Below are 13,754 nucleotides of genomic sequence, written 5' to 3' on the forward strand. Positions count from 1 at the left end.
ACTACATTTGACCAAAACCCTCTGAATATGGATTTCATACCTTTTCGGTATATTCATTTTTAGTACTTGCTGATAAAGGGAATTTTACAGAGGTAGATATTGTAAAATTATGTAATTATAAAAATTTAACGGTCTATTTTATTTAAAAAATTCAAACTAATAGGGAATTATTAAAAGGAATTTGTATCTGATTTAAAAATCTTTCATTATCTAAGTTTCAACTATTTCTCTAAGTTAAATACTATTTTGGCATTAAAGTTGCTTTGATTATTTCATAATTATTATTGATAAAATTTAAAAGAAATAGCCTAAGTATTTGCTTAAAGAGCAATAACTATAATAGCTAAATAAACTACTTAATAATAAAGATTCGAGTTTGTGCTTTTGGAGCTAATTGATTGCAGTAGTCAATTAGCTCTTTTTCTTTATGATAAAAAATGGTTAAGCCAAAAGAATTTTAACCCTTACTTCGGCTCAGGCGGCGTTATGCCAAACTGTAAATAAGCCATATTGGTCGCAATACGACCGCGCGCAGTACGCATCACATAACCTTGCTGAATCAGATAAGGCTCAATCACATCTTCCAGCGTACCTGAATCTTCTGCCATTGCTGCTGCCAAAGCTTCTACACCCGCCGGGCCACCATCAAAGCGTTCTAGCAACATCGACAGGTAACGACGGTCGAGAGTATCCAAGCCATCTTTATCCACGTTCAACATATCTAATGCACGTTGAGCCATTTCCTGAGTGACTTCACCTGTGCCTTTGACTTGAGCATAGTCACGTACACGACGCAATAAACGGTTGGCAATACGCGGTGTACCACGTGAACGACGTGCAATTTCTTTTGCGCCATCTTCGGTCATTGGAACATCCAAGAGGCTTGCAGAACGTTTCACAATATGAGTGAGGTCATCGACTGAATAGAATTCCAGACGCTGCACAATCCCGAAACGGTCACGAAGTGGAGAAGTGAGTAGACCAGCACGTGTGGTTGCAGCGACCAAAGTAAATGGTGGTAAGTCCAATTTAATCGAACGGGCAGCAGGGCCTTCACCAATCATGATATCCAGCTGGTAGTCTTCCATGGCTGGATAAAGGATTTCTTCAATCACAGGTGACAAGCGGTGAATCTCGTCAATAAACAGAACATCACCTTCCTCAAGATTGGTCAGCATTGCTGCCAGATCGCCCGCACGTTCTAATACTGGACCGGAAGTCGATTTGAGATTGCCACCCATTTCACGGGCAATAATATTGGCCAATGTCGTTTTACCCAGACCTGGCGGGCCAAAAATCAGGGTGTGATCAAGGGCTTCTTCACGGCCACGTGCTGCGCCAATGAAAATTTCCATCTGCTCGCGGACCACCGGCTGACCGATGTAGTCATCGAGGGAAGTCGGGCGGATGGCACGATCAAAATGATCTTCGGGTTTTTCAGAACCACTGATGAGACGGTCTTGCATATCTATTAACTTAATCTCTTTATCGAAGCTGTTTGATGCTGCAGAAACAGCCTCAAATAATGATTTGTGTTTAACTGCCATTGTGTAGGCGTTGTCTTACTTTTGAAAGATCAAAAGTAACAAAAATCTTTTGTTGAGTTGAAGGTACTTCCTGTACCTCAACTCAACCGGCGACATCCATGTCGCGAGTAATTTATATAAATAGGAGAATAAACAGTCTTATTTAAAGTAAAGTCATTTTCCTATTATCTATTCATCGACTTTAATGCCGCGCGGATAATATCGCTGGCTTCAGTAAATTCACCTTTGGCAGCGTTCACCAGTTTTTGTGCTTCAGCAGGTTTATAGCCCAATGACTGTAATGCAGCTTCCGCTTCAGCCACGGCTGAATTGCCCATAAACTGAATTTGTGGAGCTGTCGAATTGCTTGGAGCAGTGCCCGCAGACATGGCTTTAAAGCGATCGCGCAGTTCGATCATCAAACGTTCAGCAGTTTTCTTGCCGACACCTGGAACTTTAACCAAGGTATTTACATCTTCATTCTCAACTGTATGAATTAGCATTTCTACACTTAAGGTAGATAGAATGCCGAGTGCCATTTTGGGGCCAACGCCGTTCACTTTTAATAAAGTACGGAAAATAGTTTTTTCCTGAGCATTTAAAAAACCATATAGCAATTGTGCATCTTCACGCACAGCCAGATGCGTCCACAGGGTAATTTTCTGGCCTTTTTGCAACTGGCAAAAAGTAGTGAGCGGCGTATCGATTTCATAACCTACACCATTCACATTTAATAATACAGTCGGTGCTTCCAGCGCCAGCACTTCACCAATCAGGCATCCAATCATCTTTTATCATTACTCAATTCAGTTTTGCAGCATAGTAGTCAGCATTTTCAGGAAAGGCAAAATCTCCTTCTGCAAAACAGGTGATTTTGCTGCAATAATCATCTAATCCAGCCAGATGTTTTATAACAATCCGGCTTTATTACCCTGCAATTCCTGTGACAGGTTATAAGCCTGATGATCCGAAAATTTCGAGATAATATCTAATACCTGCATAATATTGTCATAATGGCTGTCTTTAAAGTTTGCACCTGAACGTTGCAGAATCGACATTAACCGCTGTTCCTTAAAGCTCAGGTTTTTATGTGGTGTGGTCAGCGGAATAAAGGCATCCAGAATATTTTGCAGACTTTGATGGGCAATGATCTCTAGGCCCGCTTTCTGTGGATGTTCAAAAATCTTGTCACGTGCCAGTTCTTTGGCGCGGTTAATACCACTTTCAATATCTGACGAACAATATTGCAATAAAGTGCCTTGTAACTGACCAGATAGAATCTGGTCATGGTGGCGTGCAAAAGCAGTCGTCACTTCATTCACCAGACGTTTCATCACACGGCCACGCAGTGCAGCAATTTTCTGTTGCCAGGTCGTATCAGGCATGCCGATTTCAGAAGGCGTTCCATAATCTCCGAGCAGATTTAAAAATACCGGTTCCACTTCAGCATAGCTGAGCATGTTCAAGCTGATGCCATCTTCTAGGTCAATCAGGGCATAACAAATATCATCGGCTGCTTCGAGTAGATAGGTCAGTGGATGACGACAATATCGATACTCGCCGAGCTGGATTAGTCCAAGCTCTTCCGCAATTTGCTTTAAAATCTCTTTTTCTGCCTGATAGCAGCCAAATTTGGCACGGCTACTGGCAGGTAAATCTACTTGTGATGCCATGGTTTTTGACAGCCACGGATATTTTAAATAAGCACCCAAAGTGGCATAGGTCAGGCGCATGCCGCCATCATTTGGATGATAGTCAATCTTGGTTAGAAGCCGCAGGCCTTGGGCATTGCCTTCAAACTGACGTACATCTGCTTCCTGTTCAGGACTTAAATCTTTTAAGAAGTCAGTATGTGATACATCATCAAACCATTCGCGGATCGCATATTCACCGGCATGGCCAAAAGGCGGGTTGCCAATATCATGGGCCAGACAAGCGGCTTGAATGATGGCGCCCACATCCGCTGGAGACACCCAGGGTGGAAGCTGGTCTTTAATTTTCTCTGCGGCCAACATCCCTAGCGAGCGGCCAATACAGGAGACTTCCAGTGAATGCGTCAGGCGCGTATGAATACCATCGTGCTGGGTTAAAGGATGCACCTGGGTTTTACGGTTGAGCTGCCGGAAGCTCTGGGAAAAAATAATACGGTCATAATCTTTGTGGAACGGGCTACGGGCCAGTTCTGTACTCTGCTTTTTACTACCAATCCGAACTGTCGAAAGCAGTTCCAACCAACGCATTTGAGTCATTTATCATTATTCAGTTCTCTACTTTCTGCATCATGCCAAAAAAGAGCGTAAAGCACTAGGGCAGTGCGACATGAAATGTCATTTTGAATTAGCTTAGCTGAAATACAGCGAAAGATTGTCAATTTGGTGACAGGATTGAGCCAACAATTTCAGGCAAATTACCACGATAATAAAATCAATTTGTAGACCAAATATGACCACAGCACAAATTACTCAACCAAATATTTTACTCATCGTCGCTGATGATCTGGGCTTTTCTGATCTGGGTGCATTTGGTGGAGAGATCCAGACACCACATTTAGATGCAATTGCCCTGGAAGGATTACGCCTGACTAACTTTCATACCGCATCGACCTGTTCACCCACCCGTTCCATGCTACTTTCCGGCACAGACCATCATCTGGCAGGATTGGGTTCCATGGCCGAAGCCATACGACCTGAACAGAAAGGCCAACCGGGTTATGAGGGGTATTTAAATGATCAGGTTGCGGCTCTACCGGAACTGTTACATGATGCAGGCTATTACACCATCATGTCTGGAAAATGGCATCTGGGCTTAACTCCAGACCGTTTTCCGGCACGCCGTGGTTTTGAAAAGTCATTTACCTTGCTCCCGGGTGCAGCCAATCACTATGCGTTTGAACCCGATATTCCAGAAGAAGAAATTCCGGGCCTGTTGAAAGTAACTCGGGGGCTCTATGCAGAAAATGATGAATACATTACTGCATTGCCGGAAGACTTCTATAGTTCAGACTATTTTACAGATCGCTTGCTGGATTATCTGCAAGATGATGAGAGTCGTGCAGAACGCCCATTCTTTGCGTATTTGCCATTTTCAGCACCACACTGGCCTTTGCAAGCCCATCCGGAAGATATTGCCAAATACAAAGGTGTATATGATGAAGGTCCTCAAGTATTACGTCAGAAGCGTTTAGCTAAAATCAAAGAGCTTGGTTTAGTAGGTGAAGATGCTACGATTCATCCAGTATTGGCAAAAACTAAATTCTGGGACAGTTTGACGGAAGATGAAAAGCAGTTCTCGGCGCGTACCATGGAAGTCTACGCAGCAATGGTTGATCGCATGGATCAGAATATTGGTCGTGTGATTGAACATTTAAAACAGACTGATCAATACGACAATACTATTATTATTTTTCTTTCGGACAATGGGGCAGAAGGTGCGCAGCTGGAAGCATTACCAGTCTTTGGTCCTGATATTGAGACCGTGATTGCCAAATATTATGACAATCGTCTGGAAAATATTGGCAAGGGTAATTCCTATGTCTGGTACGGTGAGCATTGGGCACAGGCGGCCACAGCGCCATCTCGACTTTATAAAGCGCATACCAGTGAAGGTGGAATTCGTACACCGGCATTTATCAAGCATCAGGGCTTTGCACGTCAAAATGGCATCAGTCATGAGTTTTTAACGGTGATGGATCTACTGCCTACTTTACTGGAAACATTAAATATTCAGCATCCGGGACAGCAGTATAAAGGTCGGAAACTGGTGCCACTACGTGGTAAAAGCATTCTGCCGTATTTGCAGCAACAGCAGGCCTATATTCATGCTGAAGACCATATCACGGGTTGGGAGCTGTTCGGACAAAAAGCTTTGCGTAAAGGGGATTGGAAGGCTTTATTTATTCCCGCACCGAATGGCCCAAACAGATGGCAACTTTATAACCTGGCAGAAGATGTGGGTGAAACTGAAGATCTAGCAGAGCGTTATCCAGAAAAATTACAGGAGCTGCTGGCCGACTGGAAAGTTTATGTACGAGAAAATGGTGTGGTAGAAATTGAAGGCGGGGGAATTTTATTAAATAAAACTGCCTAAGCTATTTCTAATGAATTATCGAATTTCATAACTGAGCAGATGCTTACAAGAATGAGCTGAAATAAAAAACAGGTCAAACGGCCTGTTTTTTATAGAGCAATAATTTTGATAGAAAGTAAATCTTAGTCTGTGGACTGAATATTTAATATAGTTGATCATCATTCAGACAGATGGCAAAAAGCAGCGCAGCTACCTATTTTTGATCAAGAAATAATAAAGAAGTCAATCCTTGGCTCATTTTTATTAAAAATAGAGATTAAATTTTAAACCACTTGATATGATCAATAGTGTTGAAAAATAATACAAAATTTTTAAGTTGAATTATTCTTGACTAGTTTTAATTTTTCTTTAACAAATTGTGTTAAGCTGTGCGACTACATTCAATTTTTTTATCTGAAAATAAAAGCATTATTTATAAAATGCTATAGCTTTTCGCTTGAGTTTTCTCATTTCCTCTCTAGCCGATTTATGTATTTCACAGTAGAATATGCGCTCTCTCAAGTCACATTGTGGCATGGTCGCTCGATCATCCCGTGGAGCCAAAATCAGCATGTTTATCGTTGCCGGTGCACCTGCACATTCTTCTTTTAAGAAAGCTCAACTACTCACACGTTTATCGTCAATTAGTTCTGTTCAATCACTAGAAAGTCAATTTGTTTATCTTTTTGACCAAGCGCTCAACGAGCAACAACAGCAATCCGCTTTACAGCTTCTCAACGATGGTCAATCATTTGAACTGCGCCAGGCTGCAAGTGATGAAATCCAGATTCTAGTGACACCGCGTGTCGGCACGATTTCACCATGGTCATCAAAGGCAACTGATATTTTTGCCAACTGTAATACACCGGTTCATCATTTAGAACGCGGTGTTTTGTTTACTTTGAAGGGCGAAAAAGAGCTTTCTAAAGAAGCATTACAGATCTTGCATGACCGCATGACTGAAAGTGTTTTCAATGCGATTGAAGATGCTGCAGTGTTGTTTACTGAAACTGCGCCAAAACCTTTGAACTCGATTGATATCCTGGGTCAAGGTAAAGAGGCATTGGTAAAAGCCAATAATGAGTTCGGTTTTGCGCTGTCTGAACAGGAAATTGATTACCTGACAGAAGCATTTACTAAACTGGGTCGTAACCCGAACGACATTGAACTGATGATGTTTGCGCAGGCTAACTCAGAGCACTGCCGTCATAAAATCTTCGGTTCTGAATGGACGATTGATGGTGAAGTTCAACCATTGTCATTGTTCCAGATGATCAAAAATACCTATAAAGAATCACCAACAGACGTATTGTCGGCTTATAAAGACAACGCATCGGTGATTGTTGGTTTTGATACGCAACGTTTCTATCCGACTCAAGAAGATAACGGTCAACACGTTTATAAATACAAGAGCCAGGCCGCTCACATCCTGATGAAAGTGGAAACTCACAACCACCCAACAGCGATTGCACCATTTGCCGGTGCAGCAACTGGTTCAGGCGGTGAGATTCGTGACGAAGGCGCGACTGGTCGTGGTGGTAAACCGAAAGCTGGTTTAACGGGTTTCACCGTATCTAACCTGAATATTCCTGGTTTTGAACAGCCTTGGGAAGAAAACTACGGTAAACCGTCACGTATGGCATCTCCACTTCAAATCATGATTGAAGGTCCATTGGGTGGTGCTGCGTTTAACAACGAATTTGGTCGTCCAGCGTTAACTGGTTATTTCCGTACGTTTGAACAAAACGTCAATGGCGAAGTGAAAGGTTTCCATAAGCCAATCATGATCGCGGGTGGTTACGGTAACATCCGTCCGGACCACGTTGAAAAAGATGCGATTCAACCAGGCGATCTACTGATCGTGCTTGGCGGTCCAGCAATGCTGATCGGCCTTGGCGGTGGTGCTGCATCATCTGTAGACAGCGGTAAACTGGGTGAAAACCTGGACTTCGCTTCTGTACAACGTGAAAACCCGGAAATGGAACGCCGTTGTCAGGAAGTGATTGATACTTGCTGGCGTATGGAAGATGAAAACCCAATCGTTTCTGTACATGACGTCGGTGCGGGCGGTATCTCGAATGCGATGCCCGAGCTGGTAAATGACCATGAGCTTGGTGCGGTGCTTGATCTTCGTAAGATCCCATCGCTTGAGCCAGGCATGTCGCCAATGGAAATCTGGTCAAACGAAGCGCAAGAGCGTTATGTACTGGCGATCCGTCCAGAATCTCTACCTTTATTCGAATCGATCTGTGCGCGTGAACGTTGTCCGTTTGCGGTATTGGGTGAAGCAACTGAAGCGCGTCATTTAACCGTTGAAGATCCATTGTTCGGCAACAAGCCAGTGGATATGCCAATGCAAGTGATGCTTGGTGGTACACCACGTATGAGCCGTTCATATGAAACTGCTCCGCGTAAAGGCGATGACTTTGATGCGTCTAAAGTGACTGATCTGAAAGATGCGATTTATCGCGTGATCAAGAACCCAACAGTCGCTTCTAAATCATTCCTGATCACTATTGGTGACCGCTCGATTACCGGTATGGTGGCACGTGACCAGATGGTTGGTCCATGGCAGGTTCCTGTGGCTGATGCTGCAGTAACAACAACCAGCCTTGTCGGTTACACAGGTGAAGCAATGGCAATGGGTGAACGTCCACCAGTTGCATTGTTAAACCCAGCGGCTTCTGCACGTTTATCAGTTGCTGAATCGATCTCAAATATTATGTCTGCGAAGATTGATCAAATCAGCGACATCAAACTGTCTGCAAACTGGATGGCTGCTGCAGGTCAACCGGGCGAAGACCAAGCATTGTTCGAAGGTGTAAAAGCCATTGGTATGGAAATGTGCCCTGCACTGGGCATCGCAATTCCAGTCGGTAAAGACTCATTGTCAATGCGTACCACCTGGAATGACGAAGGCGAAGACAAATCTGTTACTTCTCCAATGTCAGGCGTGATCACTGCATTTGCACCTGTAACTGATGTTCGTAAGACATTAACCCCTGAGCTGAAAAATATTGAATCTGTACTGGTTCGTATTGATCTATCTAAAGGTCAGTTCCGTTTAGGCGGTTCGATCTTGGCTCAGGTATACAAAGCAATTGGTTCAGTGACTCCTGATGTCGACAGCTTTGATGACTTCAAAGCATTCTTCGCACTGGTTCAAGACTGGAACAACCGTGGTCTGATCAAGGCTTACCATGACATCGGTGATGGTGGTTTACTGGCAACTGTTGCGGAAATGATGTTTGCTGCACGTCTAGGCGTAGCGCTAGAAGACCAATCAGTTGAAGCATTGTTCGCTGAAGAAATCGGTGCAGTTCTGCAAATAGCGAAAGCAGATTGGGAAGCATTACAAGCAGAAATCGCGACTTCTACTCTGAAAGATGCGATCTCTGTAGTAGGTACAGTGAATAACTCTGATCAGTTATCTGTAAATGGTCTGGTACTTGAACGTGCCGACCTGCAAGTGGCTTGGACTGAAGTTTCTCATCAAATCCAGCGTCTGCGTGACAACGTAGAAACTGCAAATCAAGAATTTGCATTAGTAACAGACAAAGCACACAAAGGTTTGATTGCTCAACCGACATTTGATCTGAACGAACAAATCGAAGCACCGTACATTAACTCACGTCGTCCAAATATGGCGATTCTGCGTGAGCAGGGTGTGAATGGTCATGTAGAAATGGCAGCAGCATTCGACAAAGTCGGCTTCAATACTGTTGACGTACACATGAGCGATCTTCTAGCTGGCCGTATCAGCTTGGATGACTTCGAAGGTCTGGTCACATGTGGTGGCTTCTCTTACGGTGACGTATTGGGTGCAGGTGGTGGCTGGGCGAAATCAGTATTGTTCAATCAGCAACTTCGTGACCAGTTCGAGAAATTCTTTAACCGTCAGGAGACCTTCTCTCTAGGGATCTGTAATGGTTGTCAGATGCTGTCACAATTGGCTCCACTGATTCCAGGTGCAGATGCTTGGCCTCGGTTCCATCGCAACAAATCAGAAGTATTTGAAGCACGTAGCGTCAATGTTCGTGTAGAGAAATCTCACTCTGTATTATTAGAAGGCATGGAAGGTTCAATTCTTCCAATCGCTGTGGCACATGGTGAAGGTCGCGTAGTAGCATCGGCTGAAAACATTGCTGCATTGAATGCCAATAATCAGGTGATTATGCGTTATGTGGATAGCCAGGGTAATGCGACTGAGCAATATCCATTGAACCCGAATGGTTCGCCTGAAGGGATTTCTGGTGTAACTTCGAAAGATGGTCGTGCGACTATCTTGATGCCACACCCTGAGCGTAACTTCCGTGCGATCCAGCACTCTTGGAAACCAGAAGACTGGGATCAGGACGGTGCATGGTTACGCATGTTCCGTAATGCTCGCAAATTTATTGGTTAATCTGATTTAGCTTCAAAAAAAGGGTCGCAGCAGCGGCCCTTTTTTATAGTTTGAACTTATGGGAAATTAGTAAAACTAGAAAAATCATTTACTTTTGTTTAGACTAGCTTCATCAATTGCCACCAGTGGGTGGCTTTTTGCTTTCTAAGCAGTTTGAAACATTTATTTAATTTTCTCCCGCTGAACTGGTTTAGATTTTGCTTTTATATCTGCATAGAAGTGATATTGTGTAAATAATGCACAATATTTATGCACTTTAAAGGAAAGATGGTATAGATCAGTTCAGTATCAACACTCAAGAATGAGGTGATGACATGGCTAAGACGCTCAGAATAATGGATAGAACAGAATTACGTCAGAAAGGTTGGTGGTTATTTGGTTTTGTCGTTGGCCTACAGGTGCTGTTCTTGGTAGGTAGTTATTTGCTACAGGGTTCTTGATCAACAGATTTAAAAAAGCCACCGAGAGGTGGCTTTTTTATCGCTAAACAGTGAGCTGAATCTGCTTTAACGTTACCTTCAGCGTATTCACATAATCAAAAGCATTATTAATACTATCCTGATAACACCAAGTGATATAACCAACCGGCCTAACCAGAATTACACAGATTCATGAATTTCAGACTTGCCATTCTAGGGTTTATAACATCATGAGAAGCAATCTGAATCACCTCCAGATATGGCAAGTTCAGCGATTCTGCTGCCTGTTTCCAACTTTAATCTGAGCTCAATGTCGAATACTGCGTCATGCAAGACACTATGTGTATACCTGAAACAGGTATAAATGTAGGAGGGGAAAAGTCTGGCCATGCATAGAAAGTAGATATATGAGTATTCGTATAAGCTATTGATCTATTAATATTTTCAATACGTTGGCCTAAATCGTATGATAAGCACCTGTTTTTTGAAGTGAGCAATCTATGGAACTTCGACATTTACGCTATTTTATTACCGTGGCGCAGGAGCAGAGTTTCACTAGGGCTGCTGAAAAGCTGTTTACGGCTCAACCTTCTTTAAGCCAGCAGATTAAAGATTTGGAGCAGGAAGTTGGCGTTAACCTGTTTGAGCGTTCTTCACGAAAAATACAGTTAACCGATGAAGGTAAGGCCTTTTTAATCTATGCAGAAAAAGCTCTAGAAAATGCCAAATTGGCCGTTGCGTCAGCACGACAGGTGGCCCAGCAGAAAAATAACCAGATTCATATTGGTTTTCTGAATGTTGCCGAACTAAAAGTCATGCCACATATTTTGGCCAAGTTGAAAAAGACCATGCCAGATCTGAAAATTCATCTGCATAGCCTGTTCTGTCTGGAACAGCTTCAACGTCTAAAAAATGCTGAACTAGATCTAAGTATTACCCGTTTTCAGATGGATCATCCAGATTTTGACAATATTCATTTATTGACGGAGCAAATTCACTTGGTTGCAGCCAAGCATTTGCACCCAACCGATCGAATACTGAAATTACAAGAACTGAAAAATCATACGATTATTATGTGTGATCAGAATGCATCACCTGTATTTTACGAAAGACTGAATGCTTTGATGTCCTTTGATCAGCTAAAGCACGATCAGGTGCTGTGGGCGACCAATGTGCTACAGCATATTAACCTGATCAATATGGGGATGGGTTTCAGTTTTGCTCCCGATTATTTATTGCGTTTCCTGAATGATGAAGTGAAAGTGATCCAGACAGATCGACCTTTACCCCAGGTAGAACTATATGCAACATTTAACAAGAACTCTCAAAATCCAGCATTGAATATTATTACCGAAGCCCTTAACAATACGGTAAATGCTTGAAAAACTTGTAGGGATATATGCTTAAACTGATTTATTACGTACCAGATGAAAACCTAGAGGAAACCAAGAAGGCCATCTTTGCAGCAGGTGCGGGTGGGATTGGTGAATATACCGATTGTGCCTGGCAAGTGCTGGGAACTGGACAATTTAAGCCGCAGCAAGGCGCAGATCCTCATATTGGGGAAATTGGCCAATTAGAAAAGGTGGAAGAATGGCGGGTCGAAATTCTTGTGCCTGATGAAAAGGCTGTTGAAGTGGCTAAGGCTCTAAAAGACAGTCATCCTTATGAAGAACCGGCATTTGAATTTATACAGCTCTTAGATATAAAAGTTTAAATTTTAGAAGTGATATAAACCGACGGTGCATTAGTGTTGATGTGCCGTCTATATATTAAAAACACCCAATCTGCTTTTATTATTATAAAATTTATCAGAACAACTCAAATAAAAGAATAAAACAAGGAATATAACAATGCAGTTGCCAAAACCGCTGAGCAGCATGTTCAAAAATACGCTGAATAAATCTATTCAATACGGCGCAGAAATCCTACATAACCGTATTCCATATGCCCATGATAATCCATATCTGGATGGTATTTTTGCACCGCAGCGGCAGGAGCATTTTTCAACTCAATTGAAGGTAGAAGGGCAGATCCCGAAAGAATTAGATGGCGCCTTGATGCGAATTGGCCCGAACCCCATTACAGTGAAAAATCCAAAAATTTATCACCGGTTTACTGGTGATGGGATGATTCATGCGTTACGGCTTAAAGAAGGTGAAGCACACTGGTACAAAAGCCAATATGTCGGTGCGGATAGTGTACAGAAGAAATTACATCGCTCAGTGATTCCGGGGAAAAGTCGTGGTGTAGCTGATCCAGTAAATACCAATATCATCAATTTTGCTGGGAAAATCTGGGCATTGGTCGAAGCGGGTGCTTATCCAATCGAAGTGAATAGTGAACTGGAATCTAAGTGCCATCATCTGTTTGAGAATGATGATCTAGACTTGCCATTTACTGCACATCCACATATTGATCCAGATACCGGTGATATTCATGCGGTTTGTTATGATGGGCTAACCCATAATAAAGTCTTTTATCTGCATATAGATGCACAGGGTAAACTGAAAAATCATGTTGAGATTCCAGTCAAACATGGTCCGATGGTACATGACTGTGCGATTACCGAATCTCAGGTCTTAATTCTGGACTTAAATGTAAATTTCTCAATGCAAAGTGCTTTAAAAGGTTCATTGCTGCCATATCAATGGAACCAGAAACATCAGGCACGTATTGGCTTATTACCTCTTGGTGGAAGTGCTCAGGATATACGCTGGTACAACATTGATCCCTGTTTTATTTTCCATACCATGAATGCTTATGATCTGGATACAGGGGATGTCGTCATGGATGCAGTGGTACATTCCAAAGCGATGGTGCATTCGATTCAGGGCCCAATTGAAGATCAGGATCTTCGATTAGAACGATTTGTCTTCGAAAAAGGAACAGGGAAAGTGAAGCGGACAATCTTATCGGATGTTAAACAGGAATTCCCACGCATTAATGAAGCTTATACCGGGCGGCCATATCGTTATGCTTATAGCATTTCCTTTGGCGAATTTGATGATCCTTACCATGTCAGCAGTAATAGCTTATTGGGTCATGATTTAGAAACTACGACCATAGAAAGTTATTCATTTGGAGAAAATTGGGTCACAGGTGAGGCTATATTTGTCGAAAAAGAGGGTGCACAAGCTGAAAATGAGGGTTGGCTCATGTCTTATGTGCATGCTTTAGATTGTAGCCCTTCGAAAGTTGTGATTTTGGATGCACAGCATATTAAGGATGGGCCAATTGCCACAATTTATTTACCCGTCCGAGTGCCGGTTGGGTTTCATTGTAATTGGATTGATTATCGGAAGTTGAAAGTAATATAAAATTATATTTAGGAAAAAT

At 42.6% G+C, this 13,754-nt stretch carries 9 protein-coding genes; 6 read left to right on the top strand and 3 right to left on the bottom strand.

Translation table 11 applies throughout. The features are described 5' to 3' along the window. Window positions 1-464 precede the first annotated feature (464 nt). From ruvB to FTV13_RS00900, 3 genes are all read right to left on the bottom strand, one after another. Window positions 465-1,466 carry a Holliday junction branch migration DNA helicase RuvB gene (ruvB, locus tag FTV13_RS00890; protein WP_180010678.1) on the bottom strand — a complete coding sequence of 334 codons (1,002 nt, stop codon included), beginning with the start codon at window positions 1,464-1,466 and terminating at the stop codon, window positions 465-467. 245 nt (window positions 1,467-1,711) lie between these two features. Then, entirely contained in the window at window positions 1,712-2,314 is a 603-nt protein-coding gene (gene ruvA, locus FTV13_RS00895) for a Holliday junction branch migration protein RuvA (RefSeq protein WP_180010680.1), read from the bottom strand. A gap of 120 nt (window positions 2,315-2,434) precedes the next feature. Next, complete coding sequence (locus FTV13_RS00900) at window positions 2,435-3,775, bottom strand: deoxyguanosinetriphosphate triphosphohydrolase (RefSeq protein WP_166138742.1); 1,341 nt, start codon at window positions 3,773-3,775, stop codon at window positions 2,435-2,437. Between the two features lie 193 nt (window positions 3,776-3,968). On the opposite strand from FTV13_RS00900, the gene FTV13_RS00905 reads away from it, so the two are divergent. From FTV13_RS00905 to FTV13_RS00925, 6 genes are all read left to right on the top strand, one after another. Then, window positions 3,969-5,612 (top strand): arylsulfatase, encoded by a 1,644-nt coding sequence (locus tag FTV13_RS00905; RefSeq protein WP_180010682.1) that lies wholly within the window; start codon window positions 3,969-3,971, stop codon window positions 5,610-5,612. A 550-nt stretch (window positions 5,613-6,162) separates the two neighbouring features. Continuing rightward, entirely contained in the window at window positions 6,163-9,996 is a 3,834-nt protein-coding gene (gene purL / locus FTV13_RS00910; RefSeq protein ID WP_180010684.1) for a phosphoribosylformylglycinamidine synthase, read from the top strand. A gap of 314 nt (window positions 9,997-10,310) precedes the next feature. After that, entirely contained in the window at window positions 10,311-10,436 is a 126-nt protein-coding gene (locus FTV13_RS15650; protein WP_253144109.1) for a KGW motif small protein, read from the top strand. A gap of 479 nt (window positions 10,437-10,915) precedes the next feature. Beyond that, window positions 10,916-11,797, top strand: coding sequence for a LysR family transcriptional regulator (locus FTV13_RS00915; protein ID WP_159124023.1), 882 nt, complete (start codon window positions 10,916-10,918; stop codon window positions 11,795-11,797). A 17-nt stretch (window positions 11,798-11,814) separates the two neighbouring features. Then, window positions 11,815-12,132: an NGG1p interacting factor NIF3 gene (locus FTV13_RS00920; RefSeq protein ID WP_180010686.1), complete on the top strand. Its 318-nt coding sequence runs from the start codon at window positions 11,815-11,817 to the stop codon at window positions 12,130-12,132. A 136-nt stretch (window positions 12,133-12,268) separates the two neighbouring features. Then, window positions 12,269-13,735 (top strand): carotenoid oxygenase family protein, encoded by a 1,467-nt coding sequence (locus FTV13_RS00925; protein ID WP_180010688.1) that lies wholly within the window; start codon window positions 12,269-12,271, stop codon window positions 13,733-13,735. Window positions 13,736-13,754: the final 19 nt, after the last annotated feature.

The organism is Acinetobacter sp. YH12235, from assembly GCF_013417705.1.
Taxonomy (GTDB): Bacteria; Pseudomonadota; Gammaproteobacteria; order Pseudomonadales; family Moraxellaceae; genus Acinetobacter.